15 protein-coding genes are annotated in these 18,953 nt (G+C 64.1%); 9 read left to right on the forward strand and 6 right to left on the reverse strand.

Going from position 1 to position 18,953, the window contains the following annotated elements; genetic code table 11:
• Window positions 1-123: 123 nt before the first annotated feature.
• Both J2R76_RS09255 and J2R76_RS09260 read right to left on the reverse strand, forming a co-directional pair.
• On the reverse strand, window positions 124-3,591 hold the full coding sequence (locus J2R76_RS09255) for an AAA family ATPase (protein WP_076832000.1): 3,468 nt from the start codon (window positions 3,589-3,591) through the stop codon (window positions 124-126).
• A 382-nt stretch (window positions 3,592-3,973) separates the two neighbouring features.
• Window positions 3,974-4,696, reverse strand: coding sequence for a hypothetical protein (locus J2R76_RS09260; RefSeq protein ID WP_076831997.1), 723 nt, complete (start codon window positions 4,694-4,696; stop codon window positions 3,974-3,976).
• Window positions 4,697-5,431: 735 nt separating this feature from the next.
• On the opposite strand from J2R76_RS09260, the gene rnd reads away from it, so the two are divergent.
• A complete protein-coding gene (rnd, locus tag J2R76_RS09265) occupies window positions 5,432-6,580 on the forward strand; it encodes a ribonuclease D (RefSeq protein ID WP_076831994.1) in 1,149 nt (382 codons plus the stop codon).
• A 356-nt stretch (window positions 6,581-6,936) separates the two neighbouring features.
• The gene (locus J2R76_RS09270) at window positions 6,937-7,140 is read left to right on the forward strand and encodes a cold-shock protein (protein ID WP_016847412.1); all 204 of its coding nucleotides are present in this window, start codon (window positions 6,937-6,939) and stop codon (window positions 7,138-7,140) included.
• Between the two features lie 77 nt (window positions 7,141-7,217).
• On the opposite strand, the gene purN is transcribed toward J2R76_RS09270, so the two are convergent.
• Together purN and purM are read right to left on the reverse strand one after the other, a co-directional pair.
• Window positions 7,218-7,868: a phosphoribosylglycinamide formyltransferase gene (purN, locus tag J2R76_RS09275; RefSeq protein ID WP_057019894.1), complete on the reverse strand. Its 651-nt coding sequence runs from the start codon at window positions 7,866-7,868 to the stop codon at window positions 7,218-7,220.
• A complete protein-coding gene (purM, locus tag J2R76_RS09280; protein ID WP_057019893.1) occupies window positions 7,865-8,938 on the reverse strand; it encodes a phosphoribosylformylglycinamidine cyclo-ligase in 1,074 nt (357 codons plus the stop codon). Before purM ends, purN begins: the two co-directional genes overlap by 4 nt.
• Window positions 8,939-9,098: 160 nt before the next feature.
• Here purM and J2R76_RS09285 point away from each other — a divergent pair, with 160 nt between their 5' ends.
• The 4 genes from J2R76_RS09285 to ppx all read left to right on the forward strand — a co-directional run bounded on the left by J2R76_RS09285 (window position 9,099) and on the right by ppx (window position 14,258).
• Window positions 9,099-9,641 carry a CDP-alcohol phosphatidyltransferase family protein gene (locus tag J2R76_RS09285; protein ID WP_028332358.1) on the forward strand — a complete coding sequence of 181 codons (543 nt, stop codon included), beginning with the start codon at window positions 9,099-9,101 and terminating at the stop codon, window positions 9,639-9,641.
• An 87-nt stretch (window positions 9,642-9,728) separates the two neighbouring features.
• Window positions 9,729-10,406 carry a DnaA ATPase domain-containing protein gene (locus J2R76_RS09290; protein ID WP_076832205.1) on the forward strand — a complete coding sequence of 226 codons (678 nt, stop codon included), beginning with the start codon at window positions 9,729-9,731 and terminating at the stop codon, window positions 10,404-10,406.
• Window positions 10,407-10,538: 132 nt separating this feature from the next.
• Window positions 10,539-12,743 (forward strand): RNA degradosome polyphosphate kinase, encoded by a 2,205-nt coding sequence (locus J2R76_RS09295; protein WP_076831991.1) that lies wholly within the window; start codon window positions 10,539-10,541, stop codon window positions 12,741-12,743.
• 12 nt (window positions 12,744-12,755) lie between these two features.
• A complete protein-coding gene (ppx, locus tag J2R76_RS09300) occupies window positions 12,756-14,258 on the forward strand; it encodes an exopolyphosphatase (RefSeq protein ID WP_057019891.1) in 1,503 nt (500 codons plus the stop codon).
• 3 nt (window positions 14,259-14,261) lie between these two features.
• On the opposite strand, the gene J2R76_RS09305 is transcribed toward ppx, so the two are convergent.
• Both J2R76_RS09305 and ndk read right to left on the reverse strand, forming a co-directional pair.
• On the reverse strand, window positions 14,262-15,101 hold the full coding sequence (locus J2R76_RS09305; RefSeq protein WP_076831988.1) for a TerC family protein: 840 nt from the start codon (window positions 15,099-15,101) through the stop codon (window positions 14,262-14,264).
• Between the two features lie 112 nt (window positions 15,102-15,213).
• Window positions 15,214-15,636, reverse strand: a complete 423-nt coding sequence (gene ndk / locus J2R76_RS09310; protein ID WP_016847423.1) for a nucleoside-diphosphate kinase — start codon at window positions 15,634-15,636, stop codon at window positions 15,214-15,216.
• 346 nt (window positions 15,637-15,982) lie between these two features.
• On the opposite strand from ndk, the gene J2R76_RS09315 reads away from it, so the two are divergent.
• From J2R76_RS09315 to J2R76_RS09325, 3 genes are all read left to right on the forward strand, one after another.
• On the forward strand, window positions 15,983-16,246 hold the full coding sequence (locus tag J2R76_RS09315; RefSeq protein ID WP_018271306.1) for a hypothetical protein: 264 nt from the start codon (window positions 15,983-15,985) through the stop codon (window positions 16,244-16,246).
• Window positions 16,247-16,456: 210 nt separating this feature from the next.
• Window positions 16,457-16,639, forward strand: a complete 183-nt coding sequence (locus J2R76_RS09320; protein ID WP_253623931.1) for a hypothetical protein — start codon at window positions 16,457-16,459, stop codon at window positions 16,637-16,639.
• Between the two features lie 107 nt (window positions 16,640-16,746).
• The gene (locus J2R76_RS09325) at window positions 16,747-18,609 is read left to right on the forward strand and encodes an ABC-F family ATP-binding cassette domain-containing protein (RefSeq protein WP_076831987.1); all 1,863 of its coding nucleotides are present in this window, start codon (window positions 16,747-16,749) and stop codon (window positions 18,607-18,609) included.
• Window positions 18,610-18,953: the final 344 nt, after the last annotated feature.

An 18,953-nucleotide genomic window follows, 5' to 3' on the forward strand; every position in this document is an offset into this window, starting at 1 on the left:
CACATCGCCGAAACAGCATCCACCCAACGTTGCCGCCGCCGCGAACACCATCATTCATCTGCGATGCGTGGAGACGACAGTCAAGCGCAAGCGGGCGGACGGCGCCCGGGGCGCCTCTGTATCTTAGACCCGCCCGCTCCATTCATGATCTCCGGGCATTTCCATTGTCAGTTCATTCGCCAGCTCGAGCGCTTCCTTGACGTCAGGCGTACCTAGACCTTCCGTGAACGATCGGACAACGGGTAGCAGCAGCTCGGCCGCTCGCGCTTGTTTGCCGGAATGTAGCCAAACGCGCGCCAGGCTGACAGCTGACCGTAATTCAAAGGACCGCGCGCTTTGCCCGCGCGCCAGCTCGATCGAGGCGAGGAACATTCGCTCGGCGGATTCAACGGACGATGATCTCGAATCATTGAGCGTCATCTCACCTTGCAGACGATAGATCTCGGCTTCGTAAAAATGCTCTCCCGTTCTTCTCCCGATCGCCAGTGCGCTGTCGAGTTCGTGCAAGGCTGCATCCGGCAAGCCGGCACTTGCATAAGCCTTCGCGAGCAGGCTTCTGAACCAGCAACTGGCTAGCCGGGCGCTCATGCCCTCGTAACCGTCGATAGCCATTCGCATCTGGTTCAATCCCTCATCGACATTCCCGAGCTCGGTCATCGCCCATCCTCGCAGGATGGTTGTCTGATGCTTCCAATGCAGGAAGCCGTGTTCCGATGAGAGAGCCAGTGCCCTGTTGGTGTAGTCGTGGGTCCCTTCGACATCGCGGAGATGCTGGCAAACGTAAGCGCCGAATGTCAGCGCAAATGACAGCGTGAAGGGGTGGCGAAGGTCTTCCGCTTCCGAAATAGCCTGCTGGCTATATCGGCGCGCCGCGTCAGGACGGCCCAGAAACCACGACACGTACCCGAGATACGAGAGCGAGACGATGCCAGGATGGATGCCATGCGTTGCCGTCAGGGCGCCATGTAGATCAGGACTGTACAGATTCCTGAAGCGATGAAGGTGATGTTCGGCGGCGACAAACCGCCCGCGGTACAGCATCGTCATCGCGATGGCCCGATGCGCCTCGATCAGATATCCCGTCTGTTGCGTCGCGGACGAACTTTGGTTCGACGCCTCGCGCCTTGCGAACTGCAGGAGCTCCGCGCTCAGCTCATGCGCCCGTGCGAGATCGCCGCGGATGAAGTGGCACACCCAAAGTCCGCGCGTCGCCGCAAAGACCTTCGCCATGTTGCCAAGATTCCGGCCGAGTTCGAGCGCGCGAACATAGTTCTCCTCGACTTCCTGCACGGCGTATCCCTTTGCCGCGATCAGGGCAGTGCCCAGGGCGATGCGAAGCTCAAGCTCGGACTCGTTTCGGCCCTGCATGCCGGGTGAGGCTTGCAGAACCCCGAGCCCACGACGCAAATGACCGATCGCCTCCAGAGTCGCACCCTTCATCGCGGCCTGCTTTCCGGCCTTGAGCCAGAAACCCGCGGCCGGCTCGCTTTGTCCAGACTCGGTCAGGTGGTAGGCGAGAAGCTCCGGTTCGCGCTCGATCTTTTCCGGATATTTTTCGGCCAGCACGCGTCCGATCTTGGCATGCAGCGTCCGTCTTTCCCTGTGCAACAAGCTTTCATGCGCCGCATTCTGGATCATCACGTGCTTGAACGAGTACAGCGCCTCCGGCAGAAAGCCGAAGCGGACGATTAATCCGGCTGCCTCCAGATGGTTCAGGGCGGCTTCGATCTGGTCCGCCGGCGCTTCGGCAACCTCGCGAAGGATCTCATAAGAAAACTCGCGGCCGATGGTAGCGCCGATCTGCGCGATTTTCTTGAACGATCCCATCCGGTCGAGGCGGGCCATCAGGGAATCGTTCAATGTCGCGGGAATAGCGAGCTGATGCCACGGACCGGACAAGACGTAACGTCCATGTTGCTCAGTCAAGACGTCGGATTCGAGAACGGCCTTGGTCAGCTCTTCAAGGAAGAGCGGCACGCCATCGGTTTTGACAATGATGTCCTCAATCACCTCTCGGGGAAGCTCCTTTTCTCCAGCCACACGTTCGACCAATATCGTGCGGACCTGTCGGCCGAGACGCTTGAGGTTCGCACTGATGGTGTGCGCGTGATCCTTCCAGCCCGGCTGAAACTCCGGACGACAGGTGATCACGACAAGGATCGACGTGGTGCGAACGTTCTCCACCAGCAGATCGAGCACGGCCCGCGAGGTGGGATCGATCCAATGTGCGTCCTCAAAATCGATCAGGAGCGTCTGCTCGCGCGCTTGCGCGAGCAGATGGTTGACGAGCGTGGCGATCGTCGCATCCTTCAGCTGTTGCGGCGAGAGATCCAGGGCCGCGTAGCGGTCCCCGGTGGGAATTGAAAGCAACGCCGCAAGGATCGGCACCACTGTGTTCGCCTCGCCGTTCGAGGCGGCGACACCAGCTTCAAGCTTTGTCAGCCAAAGCGCAGACGCGTTCTCGCCGTCAAGGCCGAGCGAGAATTTGAGATGCTCGATGAAGGGGTGAAAAGCGGTGCTGCTGTAATAGGGAGAGCACTGGAACGAAACTTGTCCGTGCTGATCACCCGCGATCCGCTCCCGCAATTCCTGAACGATCCTGGATTTTCCAATTCCCGGCTCGCCCGTCAGCAGCACGACCTGCCCCTCATGGGCTTTCGCTTGCTGCCAACGCGTGAGCAGCAACGCCACCTCTTCGGTGCGGTTGACCAGCGGCGTCAATCGGGAGCCCATGGCTGCGGCAAATCGCGTCTCGGCGCGGCAGGGCCGAACCACGAGCCAGGCCTGGGCCTTCGCGGATATCCCCTTCAGCGCGTGAAATCCGAAGTCCTGGTAGTCGAACTTTCCTCTCAGCAGGGATTGCGTCGAAGACGCAATCACGACGCCGTCCGGAGGCGCCAAGGCCTGCAGACGGGCAGCCAGATTTGGCGTCTCGCCGACTGCGGAATCGTGCTCCTCGGTGTCCTGTCCAACCAGGTCTCCGACGACAACAAGGCCGGTCGCAATCCCGATGCGCACACTGGGCCCATGACTTGCAACGTCGCGGGCGTCGCTCGCTCTCGCCGACGACAGGCTCCGTACAATTTCGAGCGCCGCACGCACCGACCGCTCGGCGTCATCCTCATGCGCATTCGGATAGCCAAAATAGACCAGAATGCCGTCCCCAAGGTAGCGGGCCGCGAAGCCTTCGTACCGCTTGACCACGCTGACGCACTTTTCCCTGAAGCTCGCGATCACGTCGCGGACGTCTTCGGGATCGAACTGCTCGGACAGCGAGGTCGAACCGACCATGTCGCAGAACATCACGGTCAGCTGGCGCCGCTCGGCGCTCACCGCCGCGCTTTCCGCGACGCTCCTACCGCCGGCGGGACCTTTTGCCGAACGGGTCAGGGAAGCAACCGCGCGCTGCAAGCGCTTGCGGTCTCCCAGCGGAAGTCCAAGTTCGACCAGATCCTGCTCGGTCAAATCGGGCAGGATGTCCAAACCGATGCGATGCAGGACAAAGAGGTCGCTATACTGGCCGAGATCAACGGTTTCGAGCCAGTGCTTGAGAGCAGCCTCCATATCGGCGCTTGGCTGTTTCTCCGGCATTGTGATCCGTCCGACTGCGGGCCATTGGCGACAATGGGCCTCGTTCGACGATGCCAAGGGACCTGTTTACCCCAGACTGGACGCGTTCACAAAGTGCGAAAACAAGGAGCAGACCGATCGAAGACGCACTCTGCCCTCGGTCACTCGGATATTCGAGATAGCGCACGCGCTGGTATTTTGGCCCTTCGCCGACTGCGATGGCGCTGTAGGCGAAACCAGAGTCGCCCCCTCGGGCGCCATCATCCAACCTCCGGCATGTTCGGTACTCGGCGCGACAAAGGCGCCCGGCGAACGACGGCGTGACTCACGAATTTGCGCGCGGAGCCATTCGATTTTGCGCGCTATGACAGGCAGCCCCTGCCACCGAGTTGCCCGTCTGGGGCTATCCAGTCCTTGGCAACGCTGCCCGGTGCCGTGACCAGCGATTGCTCGCCAATCCGGCACAGAACACCGCGTCAGCGCTGTTGGGGATGGTCTGCGCGAACCATCGGTCGACATCCGGCGAGGTTTGGGTCGTCGGCTCATCGCGATAGCGAAGCCGGCCATAGGCCCCCCGCATCACCATCGTCGTCTTCTCGACGGTTTGACGAGGGTACAGGGTTGCAGCCAGTTTGAGACAGAGATCGTCGAGATCATCCGCGTGCGTGTCGTCCGAGATAGCGGACACGACGCTGCGGCACTGCGCGCGACCCAGCACGTAGATGACGGGATTTCTCGTCCGCCAGCACAAGCAGAAGTCAGCCGGCGCCGCCGGGTGACCGAACTCCGCCGTCATAGCGGCATCGAACATCCGCTTGAAAGAGCCGCGACCACGATGCGTGTCTCTGACGGCGGTACCCGAGAGATAGATCACCGACGTGCTGGCAACGGCGAGGCGCTGAATGATGAGGTAAGCCACGCATTCACCGCCGTGGTGGAGCAGGACAATGCCGTGGTCGGGCTTGAACGGAGAGTGTTCGCGGGACCAGAACTTTTCCTCCGTCAGCCAATTCGTGTCGAAGATGCTGTTGATGCTATCGAGCACTGCATCGCGGCGCTGTTCCGGGACTTCAGAGGCGATTTGAAACAGCTCGCTGGTGACAGCCCCGGGCTGCGTCGCGATCACGATAGCGGCTCCTCGTTGGTCATCGACTTCAGGTTGCTTTGGCAGAATACGGCACCCATGATCGGCCAGGCAAGCCGGCCCCGAGAAAGCTCAGCACTCCGGTTGACCCAAATCGCCATCCCGACGGCGCAAGCTCCCGCAGCGGCGCGCCCCCACTACGACTGTCATCGTCCGCGAAAGCGGGCGATCCAGTACGCCGCGGTCTCTCGGTTCGAGCACAACTGTCTCTGGGATTCGACCGGTCGAGCCGGGCGATCAAAGCCGCAAGTGGGGACGCAATGACGGCGCGGTGCGCCTCGTCACCATGACGGGTCGGTTGCAGAAGTCCGCAAATGTCACAGCCCCAAGCGTGGCGACGCATGACTTCGGAATAATGGAAAAATATCGCTGATTTGCCCGACGTGTCAAGTTGCCGTGTCGAACACCGCTAGCTGTCGGCTCCTTTGCATGGGGTTGTTTTCGATATTTTGGTCGTGTGTCCCGGCGCCAGCGGGCTATCGCCTGTGGCGCTCAGCCCCCGTTCGTCATGCCCGGTCAAGCCGGGCGGTGACACCGAAGATGGCGGACGACCGACGAACTGCCGGCACGACCGGGCCGAAAACACCCTCGAATCACGCCCAATCAATTCAAAAACGGCCCGTCCCTCACCCCGCGCAGGGCCAAAATCCCTGCAAGACCCTTGACATAGCTGCCCTTTCGGCAGAACGCGTGTGGTCAAGCCGTTATGGACACTTCATGGATTTGATTAGCACGACCTCCGACCTCGCCGCCGCCTGCGACCGGCTCGCCAAACACAAGGTCATCACTGTCGACACCGAGTTCCTGCGGGAGACGACCTACTATCCGCTGCTCTGCGTCGTGCAGATGGCGAGCGCGGACGAAGCCGTCGTGGTCGACGCGCTGGCACCCAGCATCGACCTCAAGCCGTTCTTCGACCTGATGTCGAACGAGGCCGTGCTCAAGGTATTCCACGCCGCGCGGCAGGACATCGAAATCGTCTGGCACCTGTCCGGCACGATCCCGCATCCGATCTTCGACACCCAGGTCGCCGCCATGGTGCTCGGCTATGGCGACAGCATCGCCTACGACCAGCTCGTCGACCGCGTCACCGGCCACCGCCCCGACAAGACCCATCGCTTCACCGACTGGTCGCGCCGGCCGCTGACCGACGAGCAGCTCCACTACGCCGTCTCCGACGTGACGCATCTGCGCGAAGTGTTCGCAGCCCTCGATGCCGATCTGAAGAAGCGCGACCGTAGTGACTGGGTCAGCGAGGAGATGGAGGTCCTGACCTCGCCGAAGACCTACGACTTCCATCCCGAGCGCGCCTGGGAGCGGCTCAAGACCCGCGTGCGCAAGCCGCGCGAGCTCGCGGTGCTGATCGAGGTCGCGGCCTGGCGCGAGCAGGAGGCGCAGAGCCGCGACGTGCCGCGTTCGCGCGTGCTCAAGGACGATGCGGTCGGCGATATCGCCACCCATGCGCCGACTTCGCTGGAGAAGCTCGGCAATCTGCGCTCGCTGCCGAAGGGCTTTGAGCGCTCGAAATGGGGCGCTGACATCATTGCCGCCGTGCAGCGCGGGCTCGCCCGCGACCAGGCCATGCTGCCCAAGCTGGAGAAGCCGAGAAACAATTCCAACGGCGCGGCGACCGTCGAGCTGTTGAAGGTGCTGCTGCGCATGACCTCGGAGCGCCACGGCGTCGCCAGCAAGGTGATCGCCACCGTCGACGACCTCGAGCAGATCGCGGCCAGCGATCAGGCCGAGGTCGGCGCCCTGCACGGCTGGCGCCGCGAACTGTTCGGCGAGGCCGCGCTCAAGCTCAAGCACGGCCAGCTTGCGCTGGCGATCGACAAGGGCCGCGTGGTGCGGGTGGACCGGGGTTAGCGCGTCCGCCTGGTGCCCGCCAGGTTCCACCGGCAGTCGGCCAGTGGCCGAACGTGTTGCCCCGGAGTTCGACCGGCACAGGCTGAGGTTGCGTCACGCAAAACCACCGCGCTTGCTAAGGCGCAATTTTCGTGTTGCAATCCGTTCACAATCGGATTTGCGGCCGTTCGACTGTGCGTTTCGCGACGTTGATATCCAAGGCTTCGATGTACAGGGCCTCGAGAGGCGAAACTTCGGACTTGAAGACTTTGGATCTGACGACCCGGGAAGTGAACAGACAGCGCAAAGTCCGCTTGTGGCGTGGCACGTGGAAAACGTGGCCGCGTCTTTTTTATGTCTAAACTGGGAGAGAGACGATGCCGAAGGGTACCGTCAAATGGTTCAACCCGACCAAAGGTTACGGGTTCATCAAGCCAGCCGTCGGCGACAAGGACGTGTTCGTCCACATCTCGGCGGTCGAGCGCGCGGGCCTCAGCACATTGAACGAGAACCAGTCCGTCGAGTACGAGCTGGTGGAGAACCGCGGCAAGGCGTCGGCAGAGAACCTCAAGGTTCACTGAACGCCGCTGCCAGCGGAATTCATCCTGATGCCTCCCCCGGCCGCATCACCCCGGGGGATGTCTCCTGCAACCGCGCGCTAAGGCGCCGGCGCGATCAGGGTATGGTCGGTTGCGCCGCTGCCCAGGGTCCTGCAGAGATCGCCTTCCAGCTTGAGCCGGCCGCTCGCCAGCAGCCGCAGCGCCTCCGGATAGATGCGATGCTCGATGGTGATCACGCGCGCGGCGAGCGTCTCGGCCGTGTCGTCGTCAGCGACCGTGACCGCGCCCTGCATCACGATCGGTCCGGCGTCGGTCTCCGGGATCACGAAATGCACCGTCGCTCCGGACAGCTTGACCCCTGCACGCAACGCCTGGCCGTGCGGATCGAGACCCGGAAAGCAAGGCAGCAGCGAGGGATGGATGTTGAGCATCCGCCCGTACCAGTGCCGCGCGAACTCGGCGGTGAACAGCCGCATGAAGCCGCCGAGGCAGATCAACTCGACCTGCCTGTCGTCGAGCGCCCGCTGCAGCACGGCCTCGAAGCCGGCGCGGTCCTTGCCGAACGGCTTGCTCTCGATGACGATGGTCGCAATGCCGCTCGCGGCCGCCTTCTCGAGCCCGGCGGCATCGGCACGGTTCGAGATCACAGCCACGATCTCGGCCGGGAAATCCTCAGCCTTCGCAGCCTCGATCAGCGCGGCCATGTTGGAGCCGCGGCCGGAGATCAGGATGGCGACGCGGCGCTTCATCGCGAGAGATCGAGATGACCGTTATAGACCACGCGTTGCTCGCCTTTGGCCTCGATCACCTCGCCGAGCAGCGTCACGGTCTCGCCGCCGGCGGTGAACGCCTCGGTCACGGCGTCGACCGCATCAGCCTTGACGATCGCGATCATGCCGATGCCGCAGTTGAAGGTGCGCAGCAGCTCGAGCTCGGCGATGCCGCCCTGCTCGGCCAGCCATTTGAACACCGGCAGCACCGGCAGCCGCGCCAGATCGATGCCGACGCCGAGATGCTTCGGCAGCACGCGCGGAATGTTGTCGGTGAAGCCGCCGCCGGTGATGTGGGCGAGCCCCTTCACCGCGCCGGTGTCGCGGATCGCGCGCAGGCAGGATTTCACATAGAGCCTGGTCGGCGTCAGCAGCGCGGCGCCAAGCGTCATGACCGGCGCGAACGGCGCCGGCGCGTCATAGGCAACGCCGGACTGCTCGACGATCTTGCGCACCAGCGAATAGCCGTTGGAGTGCACGCCGGAGGAAGCCAGCCCGATCACGGCATCGCCCGCCGCGATATCCGCGGTCGGCAGCAGCGTGCCGCGCTCGGCCGCGCCGACCGCAAAGCCGCCGAGGTCGTAATCGCCATCCTTGTAGAGGCCGGGCATCTCGGCGGTTTCGCCGCCGATCAGCGCGCAGCCGGATTCGCGGCAACCCTCGGCGATACCAGCGACGATCTGCGCGGTGGCCTCCGGGTGCAGCTTGCCGCAGGCGAAATAGTCGAGGAAGAACAGCGGTTCCGCGCCCTGCACGACGAGGTCGTTGACCGACATCGCGACCAGATCGATGCCGATGCCGCCATGAATGCCGGTCTCGATCGCGATCTTCAGCTTGGTGCCGACGCCATCGGTCGCGGCCACCAGGACCGGATCCTTGAAGCCGGCGGCCTTGAGGTCGAACAGCCCGCCGAAACCACCGATCTCGGCGTCCGCGCCAGGCCGCGCGGTGGCCCGCACCATCGGCTTGATCAGATCGACCAGTCGATTGCCGGCGTCGATATCGACACCCGAATCCGCGTAAGTGAGCCCGTTTTTGCGCTCGGTCATGCCCAATTCCAGATGATCAGGGGCTGGTTACGAGGAATTCCGCCCCCGCGCAATGGCTCGCGGCGCTGCTGCCGCGATACTATGTAGATAACACAAGGCGGCTGCGCAAAAGAGCCGGATATCGAGTAAAATCAGGCTTCTAGCCGGGAAGCGATCCAAGTTGAGCATTCCGAACATCATCACCCTCGGCCGCATCATCCTGGTGCCGGTGATCGTCTGGGCCATCGTGTCCAGCCAGATGGAGATTGCGTTCGCGATCTTCGTGATCGCCGGCGTCTCGGACGCGGTCGACGGTTTCCTCGCCAAGCGCTTCAACATGACGAGCGAGCTCGGCGCCCTGCTCGATCCGCTCGCCGACAAGGCGCTCCTGGTGTCGATCTATGTCGCGCTCGGAATCTGGGGCGCGGTGCCGCGCTGGATCGTGATTCTCGTAGTGTCACGCGACATCATGATCGTCTCCGCCGTGATTGTGTCATGGTTGTTCGACAAGCCAGTCGAGATGAAGCCGCTGATGGTGTCGAAGCTGAACACGGTGGCGCAGGTCGCGTTCGCAGCGCTGGTGCTGGCCTCGCTCGGCTTCGGCTTTCAGCCGCACCCTTACGACCTGATCCTGATGGGCCTGGTCACGATCTTTACTTTGGGTTCGGTGTCCCTCTATCTCGTGGAGTGGGTGCGGCACATGAGCACGATCGAAGCTCGGTAGGCGGGATCCGGAAAAGTGGAAGCCGGTTTTCCCGCGACAAACGCAACGCGTTTACGCATAGCTAGATAAAGTGGTTTGGAGACCTGCGTGGCCAGTAGCGTTCAACCTCGTCAATTGGCCTTGGCCCTGCCGCACGAGGAGAAGCTGACCCGCGACGATTTCCTTGAGGGCCCTGCCAATGAGGCGGCGCTGGCGCTGATCGACGGCTGGCCGGACTGGCCGAACCGAATCATGCTGCTGGTCGGGCCTGGCGGCTCCGGCAAAAGCCACCTCGCCGCGATCTGGGCCGAGAGCGCCGGCGCGCGCTCGACCGCGGCGCATGCGCTGACGGCCGACACGGTGCCGACCGCGCTTGCGACCGGCGCGCTGGTGGTCGAGGATCTGAGACCGTCGGATTTCGACGAGCGCGCGATGTTTCATCTTTTAAATCTGGCGCGCCAGGACGATGCCTACGTGCTGATCACGGCGCGCATTCCGCCCTCGGCGTTCGAGACCGAATTGCGCGACCTGCGGTCGCGGCTCCGCGCGGTGCCGACCGTGACGCTGCTGCCGCCGGACGACCAGCTGTTCCGCGGCCTGATCGTCAAGTTCTGCGCCGACCGCCAGATGAGCGTGGACGAACCGCTGGTCAGCTATCTGAGCAACCGGATCGAGCGTTCCTACGTTGCCGTCCGGCAGGCGGTCGAGCTCCTGGATACCGAGGCACTCCGGCTCGGCCGTCCGGTCACGCGGGCGCTGGCGGCGGAGTTGTTGCGCGATGCCTGATCCATCCCCGCGGCTTGACGGCGCAGGCGAGCGGAACATCAATGTCATCGAAACGTCATCGCAATATCACATGGTCTCTGCGGCTCTCGGCTACACCGCCCGGGCCCCTGCCCTGAATTGGACCAGCACTTGATGGACTCGGCACAAGCTACTGAAATCAAAGAAAAAGAGGCGGAATTTCCCGCCATTCCCGCAATCGCGACCAGCCCCGAACGCTTCATCAACCGGGAGCTCTCCTGGCTGCACTTCAACCGGCGGGTGCTCGAGGAATCGGTCAATCTCGGCCATCCCGTGCTGGAGCGGGTCCGCTTCCTGTCGATTTCGGCGAATAACCTCGACGAGTTCTTCATGGTCCGTGTCGCCGGCATCAAGGCGCAGGTCCGCGAGGGCATTACCGAGCGCAGCCCGGACGGCCTGCTGCCGGCCGATCAGCTCGTGATGATCAACAAGACCGTCTCGCAGCTCGCCTCCGACCAGCAGGCGATCTGGAGCGACCTGCGGGATATCCTGGCCAAGGTCGGCATCCAGCTGGTCGACGGCCGCGACGTCACCAAGTCAGAGCGCAGCTGGATTGAGGATCACTTCCTCCACAGCATCTTCCCGCTGCTGACGCCGCTGGCGATCGACCCGGCGCATCCCTTCCCGTTCATCCCGAATCTCGGCTTCACGGTGGCGCTGCAATTGTCGCGGATCTCCGACGGCAAGGCGATGAACGCGCTGATCCGCATGCCCGGCAAGATCGACCGCTTCATCCGCATCCCCTCCACCAAGGAAGGCGCGCCGGCGCGGCTGATCACGCTGGAGCAGGCCACCGGTCTCTTCATCGGCCGCCTGTTCCCCGGCTACACCGTCAAGGGCCAAGGCGCATTCCGCATCATCAGGGACTCCGAACTCGAAATCGAGGAAGAGGCCGAAGACCTCGTTCGCCTGTTCGAGACCGCGCTCAAGCGGCGACGCCGCGGGTCGGTGATCCGGCTCGAGATCGAGGCCACGATGCCAGAGGAGCTGCGCATCTTCGTGCAGCACGCCTTGTCGGCCGCAGACGACGAAGTGATCCTGGTCGACGGCGTGCTGGCGATGAACGAGCTGTCGCAGCTCACCCGCCTCAATCGCCCCGACCTCGAATTCCCGCCCTATGTGCCGCGCCACCCCGAGCGGGTGCGCGATCATGGCGGCGATATCTTCGCCGCCATCCGCCAGAAGGACCTCGTGGTCCATCACCCCTACGAATCCTTCGACGTCGTGGTGCAGTTCCTGCAGCAGGCGGCACGCGATCCCGACGTGGTCGCGATCAAGCAGACGCTCTATCGCACCTCGAACAATTCGCCGATCGTGCGCGCGCTGGCGGAAGCCGCCGAGGCCGGCAAGTCGGTGACCGCGCTGATCGAGCTGAAGGCGCGCTTCGACGAGGAAGCCAATATCCGCTGGGCCCGCGACCTCGAACGCGCCGGCGTGCAGGTGGTCTACGGCTTCATCGAATTGAAGACGCATGCCAAGCTGTCGATGGTGGTGCGCCGCGAGGGCGGCAATCTCACGACCTATGTGCACACCGGCACCGGCAACTATCACCCGGTCACCGCGCGCATCTACACCGACCTCTCCTACTTCACTTCGGATCCGATCATCGGCCGCGACGTCGCGCGGGTCTTCAACTACATCACCGGCTATGCCGAGCCGAGCGACATCGAGAAGATGGCGGTGTCGCCGCTGACGCTGCGCAAGCGGATCATCGAGCACATCCACGGCGAGATCGCCCACGTCAAGCACGGCCGGCCCGGCGCGGTCTGGATGAAGATGAATGCGCTGGTCGACCCTGATATCATCGACGCGCTGTACGAGGCCTCGCAGGCCGGCGTCTCGGTCGAGCTCGTGGTGCGCGGCATCTGCTGCCTGCGGCCGGGGCTGCCGGGACTGTCGGAGAACATCCGCGTCAAATCGGTGATCGGCCGGTTCCTGGAACACGGCCGAATCTATTGCTTCGGCATGGGTCAGGGCCTGCCGAGCACAAAAGCTGCTGTGTATATCTCGTCCGCTGACATGATGCCGCGAAACCTCGACCGCCGCGTCGAGGTTCTCTGTCCGCTGCAAAATCCCACGGTGCATCAGCAGGTTCTCGAACAGATCATGGTCGCGAACCTGAAGGACACCGAGCAAAGCTGGCAATTGTTGCCGGATGGGTCGTCAACGCGTATGAAGGCCGCGAAAGGCGAAGAGCCCTTCAATCTGCATGACTACTTCATGACAAATCCGAGTCTGTCCGGCCGTGGTAAGTCTCTCAAGGAATCTTCACCGCGCCGTCTCACGCGTCGCAACGAGCGTCAGCAGCCATCGTCTTAAGGGGGCCTTACGGTGAAGCGGCCGCGGAAGCGCGCTTCCAGCGTCGCTGTCATCGATATCGGCTCGAACTCGGTTCGTCTCGTGGTCTACGAGGCGATGGCGCGCAGCCTCATCACAATCTTCAACGAGAAGGCGCTGTGCGGGCTCGGGCGCGAGGTGCAGAGCACCGGCCTGCTCGCAACCGATGCCGTCAACAAGGCGCTCACCGCGCTGCGCCGTTTTCGTGCGCTGTGCAGGATCCAGCAAGTCGGCCGCGTCTACGCGATCGCGACCGCGGCCTGCCGCGACGCCAAGAACGGTCCGGACTTCATCGCCAAGGCCGAGCGCATCTGCGGCGCCAAGATCGAGATCCTCACCGGGCCGCGTGAAGCGAAGCTATCCGCGCTCGGCGTCGTCTCGGGCGTGCACAATCCGAACGGCATCGTCGGCGATCTCGGCGGCGGCTCGCTTGAACTGATCGATGTCAAGGGCAGCCGCGTGCGCAGCGGCGTGACGCTGCCGCTCGGCAGCCTCGCGCTGCAGGACCTCTCCAACAAATCGCTCAAGCGCGCCGAACGCATCGTCAAGAACGAGCTGCTCGGCGTCGCCCAGCTCAAGACCGGCCGCGGCCGCACCTTCTATGCCGTCGGCGGCACCTGGCGTGCGCTGGCGCGCATTCACATCATCCAGAGCGGCTACCCGCTCAAGGTGATGCACGGCTATTCGATCCCGGCGGCCGACGCACTCGACTTCGCGCAGCGGCTGCGACGGCTGGCGGCCACCAACATGCTGGCCAATATCGAGTCGGTCGCCGACGCGCGGCGGCCGCTATTGGCCTATGCCGCGCTCGTGCTCGAATACATCATCCGCGTGGCCCAGCCGAAGACCATCGTGTTCTCGACCTTCGGCGTACGCGAGGGCCTGCTCTACGAGATGCTGCCGCAGGCCGAACGCGCCAAGGACGGACTGCTCTGCGCCGCGCAGAATCTCAACGAATTGCTGTCGCGCTCGGCCCGCCACGCCCAGGAGCTGACGGCGTGGACCGACCGGCTGGTGCGCGTCGTCAGGCTACGCGAGACCGAGGAAGACCGCAGGCTGCGGCACGTCGCCTGCCTGCTCTCCGACATCGGCTGGCGGGTGCATCCCGATCATCGCGGCGAGGAAACCCTCAGCCTGATCATGAACGGCAATTTCGGCTCGATCACGCATCAGGGCCGCGCCTTCGTCGCGCTCTCGGTGTTCTATCGCTACGCCGGGCTCAGCGAGGAAAACGAGCCGCCGCCGCAGATCCGCGCGCTGGTGACGCCGGCGATGGACGAGCGCGCCCGCGTGCTCGGCGCCGCATTCCGCGTCGCGCATCTGATCACGGCGGCGCGCACCGGCGTGCTGCCGGCAACCCATTTCCGCACCCAGGGCCGCAAGCTGATGCTGGTGTTCGAGCACCGGATGGTGGATCTGGTCGCCGACCGCGTCGGCAGCCGCTTCAAGCAATTGGCGCGGCTGGTCGGGCGCGCCGGCTCGATCGTGCGGCGCTAGACCTCACGCCGCCTTGGCGGCGTGCTTGGCCTTGCGGAGTGCGTGGCGGCGCCAGATCGACCCCACGACCAGCACCACGATGATGCCGAGCACCGCGAGCGCGATCTCGCCGCCATTGCCGCCATGGGCGAATTGCGGCGACATCCCGACCGACGTCAGCCAGGAATCGAGCTTGGTACCGAGCGGTCCGGCGAACAGCGCGTCCAGCTTCGGATGCACGGCGGGATCGGTCGCGATGACGTCGCCCGCGATCCAGCCGAGCAGCGCGGCGCCGGCCCAGACCAGGACCGGCAGCTTGGTGAGCAGCGCCATGATCAGCGCCGCGCCGGCAACGATCAGGGGAACGCTGATCGCAAGTCCGAGCACCAGCAGCGGCACGCTGCCGTTGGCGGCGGCGGCCACCGCGATCACATTGTCGAGGCTCATCACGATGTCGGCGACGACGACGATCTGAACCGCGGCCCACAGATGCGCGGCCGCGTGCACGCTGTCCTCGTCCTCCTGCTCCGGCACCAGCAGCTTGGCGGCAATCACGATCAGCGCCAGTCCGCCGACCAGCTTCAAATAGGGAAGCTCCATCAGGCTGGCGACGATGCCGGTAAAGATGACGCGCAGCAGCACTGCCGCGGCGGCGCCGAGAATCATGCCCCACAGGCGCTGGCGCGGCGCGAGCCCGCGGCAGGCGAGCGCGATCACGAGCGCGTTGTCGCCCGACAGCAGGACGTTGATCCAGATGATCTTGCCGACGGCGACCCAGAACGTCGGCGTCGCCATCTCGTTCTTGAATTCGGTGAAGAACGCGCCGATGTACGCCGGATCAAAGATCTGCCACAGCCAGTCCACAGCGAGTCCTATTCGGCCTTGCGGCCGCCCCTGGCGGCGGTCGTCCGCCGCTCCCCGGTTCTACTTCGACGCGGTCTCCTCGGCAGACCGCGCCACTTTCAGCAATACGGTGTCAGCCGACGATCTCGTTGCCGGCGAAGAACTGCGCGATCTCGATCACCGCGGTCTCCGGCGCATCCGAACCGTGCACCGAGTTCTCGCCGATCGACTTCGCATAGAGCTTGCGGATGGTGCCTTCAGCGGCCTTCGACGGGTCGGTCGCGCCCATCACGTCGCGATATTTCAGGATAGCGCCCTCGCCTTCCAGCACCTGGACCACAACCGGGCCCGAAGTCATGAAGTCGACCAGCTCGCCGAAGAACGGACGCGCCTTGTGGACGGCGTAGAAGGTCTCGGCCTGGCCGCGGGTCATGCGGATGCGCTTCTGCGCCACGACCCGCAGGCCCGCCTTCTCGATCACCGCATTGACCGCGCCGGTCAGGTTGCGCTCGGTGGCGTCGGGTTTGATGATCGAAAAGGTGCGTTCAATCGCCATGATTTCGTCCTTGTAAACTTGGCTGGGAGTTGCCGGGGCTTATATCGGCGCGATGGGATAACGGCAAGCGACCCTGTGACGCGTTAGCCTTTAGTTTTGACGCATTTTCACGACGAAAACCGTCGTTAGGGCGCCCTCCGGACAGCGGCCGGCTCGGCCAACTTACCGCGATTTCACCTAGGTGAACCCATTCTGTCAGCGCCGTGCCGCTGCCGTTCAGCTCAAGTCACATAGGCTCTGCAGCGATCGGACGCCTTGCTGGCCCCCCATCCGCAAGCCTCACAGGACGTCTCGGGAAATGTCACCGCGGGCGCGTCGCGCGCGCCCATACCTCGAGGAGACGATCATGTTACGCAAACTCTCGCTTGCCGCCGTCGCCGCGGTTTCGCTCGGTGCCGCCGCGCTCGCCCCGACCTCCGCTTCTGCGTGGGGTGGTTGGCATGGCGGCTGGCACGGTGGATGGCACCACGGCTGGTGGGGCGGTCCGCGCGTCATCGTCGGCGGCCCGGCCTATTACGGCGGTTATGGCTACGGCGGCGGCTGCTACGTGCGCCGCGTGGTGCCGACCCCGTGGGGGCCCCGCTGGCGCCTGGTCAACCGCTGCTACTGATCCATCGAATCTACGACTGCTCCCCTGACTTGCTTCTCGCCCCGGCCCTCGCGCCGGGGCTTTTTTCGGGTCCGCCGGGGGAACCCGGGCATATATGGGACCCACTACCTCAAGGCGAGAGCAAGGCGCGGAAACCAAATTCGGGGTCGCGACTTGTCATGGCGAGGAGCTACTCGAACATGCGAGGTGGAACTCGCCAAGAGACATGCCATGACGATGACAATGAGCAAGATCGACAAGGACGCCGATCAGATTGATCACAAGACCTGCCGTTACATCTGCGATGCCGTAGGCGAACGGCTTCAGCAAAGCATGCGGCCAGAGCCCCCACTTTCGTCTCGCCTGCAGCAACTCCTCGATGAGATGCAACGACGGGAAGGCGATCGCCATTAGATGTTGAGGGCTGACCAGCAGCCCAATTGCGTTTTTGCAACAGCTCCGGGAGAGATTTTACGAACAGACGGGGTTGCGTTTGGCGGCGGGTCCGGTGACAACGCTGCATGCTCTCCATCACTGACATCTCGGTCCGGATCGCCGGACGGCTGTTGATCGATCACAGTTCGGTGCAAATTGTACCCGGAGCCCGCGTCGGATTTGTCGGCCGCAACGGCGTCGGCAAATCGACGCTGTTTCACGCCATCCGGGGCGACATCCCGACCGAGAGCGGCAGCATCGCGCTGCCGCCGCGCTGGCGTATCGGCAGCCTCGCGCAAGAAGCGCCCGACGGGCCCGAAAGCCTGATCAACGTCGTGCTGAAGGCCGATCTCGAGCGCGACGCGCTGCTGCGCGAGGCCGAGACGGCGCACGATCCGCACCGGATTGCCGAAATCCAGACCCGGCTGGTCGACATCGACGCCCATTCCGCGCCCGCCCGTGCCGCGGCGATCCTCTCCGGCCTCGGCTTCTCGACATCAGACCAGGCGCGGCCGTGCGCGGAATTTTCCGGCGGCTGGCGCATGCGCGTGGCGCTGGCGGCGACGCTGTTCTCCGCGCCCGACCTCCTGCTGCTGGACGAGCCGACCAACTATCTCGATCTCGAAGGCACCTTGTGGCTCGAGAACCACCTCGCCAACTATCCGCGCACCGTGATCGTGATCAGCCACGACCGCGACCTGCTGGACACCTCGGTCGATCAGATCCTGCACCTCGATCGCGGCCGGCTGACGCTCTACAAGGGCACCTATTCCTCGTTCGAGGACCAGCGCGCCGCGCGCGAATTGCTCGACGCCAAGCACGCCAAGCGGCAGGCCGATGAGCGCAAGCGCTTGCAGGACTTCGTCGACCGCTTCAAGGCCAAGGCCTCGAAGGCGCGGCAGGCGCAGTCGCGCGTGAAGATGCTGGAGCGGATGAAGCCGATCACCGCGCTGGTGACCCAGGATGTTCATGAGATCTCGTTCCCGGCGCCGGAGAAGCTGCTGTCGCCGCCGATCATCGCGGTCGATGACGTCTCGGTCGGCTACGAGCCCGGCAAGCCGGTGCTCAATCGCGTGACGCTGCGCGTCGATACCGACGACCGCATCGCGCTGTTAGGGGCCAACGGCAACGGCAAGTCGACGCTGGTCAAGCTGCTGGCGGGCAAGCTCGCGCCGTTTGCCGGCCGGATCACGAGGGCCGACAAGCTGTCGGTCGGCTATTTCGCCCAACACCAGGTCGACGAGCTCAATCTCGACGGCTCGCCCTATGATCACATCCGCAAGCTGATGCCGGAGGCGCCGGAGAGCAAGGTGCGCGGCCGCGTCGGTGCGATCGGCTTCTCCGGCAAGGCCGGCGACACGCTGGTGAAGAGCCTGTCGGGCGGCGAGAAGGCGCGGCTGCTGCTGGGGCTTGCCACGTTCTACGGCCCGAACATGATCATCCTGGACGAGCCGACCAACCACCTCGATATCGACAGCCGTGCGGCGCTCGCGGAGGCGATCAACGAATTCCCCGGCGCCATCATCATGGTCTCGCATGATCGCTATCTGATCGAGGCCTGCGCCGACCGCCTGTGGGTCGTGGCCAACCAGACCGTCACGGCCTATGACGGCGATCTCGACGAATATCGACGCATGATCCTGTCGGCCAATGACGGCCGGCCGGCCTCGCGCGAGCGCGTCAAGGAGGCCGCGAAGCCGGAGCGCATCCGCAACGAGAAGCGTGCTTCACCCAGGCAGCGGGTCGCGCAAGCTGAGGCCGAGATCGAGCGCATCAACGCCATCATCGCCAAGATCGATACCGCACTCGCATTGCCCGATATTTTTACCCGCGACCCCAAGCAGGCCGCGCAACTGACCAAGGCGCGCGCCGGCGCCGAGAGCGCGTTACAGCGCGCCGAGGAAGACTGGCTGGAAGCCAGCGCCGAACTCGACGAAGCGGCGAGTTAGACCGGGCGGAGCCACATATCCGATGTCGTCCCTGCGAAAGCACTAGCGTATATACATATCCTCCGCAGTCTTTCCGGAGTCTTCTCAAAGAGTTGGCCGAAAACCGCAGAGAACTTACTCATCTGCACTAGGGTTGCGCCCGCCGATGCGAAAGCAGGGACCCATAACCACAGATGGTCGTTGCTGCACGATCGTCGAACGACGAGTCCCCATAACCACATCCGCCGCGGCGTATGGGTCCGTGCTCCCGTGCACAATTGCGCACTAGGCAGGGACGACCCGTGGAGGGAGCCGAGGCTCTCATTCTATCCGGTGTGATGTCCGCGCGTCCGGTATCATGCCCG

The sequence above is a fragment of the Bradyrhizobium sp. USDA 4532 genome, from assembly GCF_024171315.1.
Classification (GTDB): Bacteria; Pseudomonadota; Alphaproteobacteria; order Rhizobiales; family Xanthobacteraceae; genus Bradyrhizobium; species Bradyrhizobium australafricanum.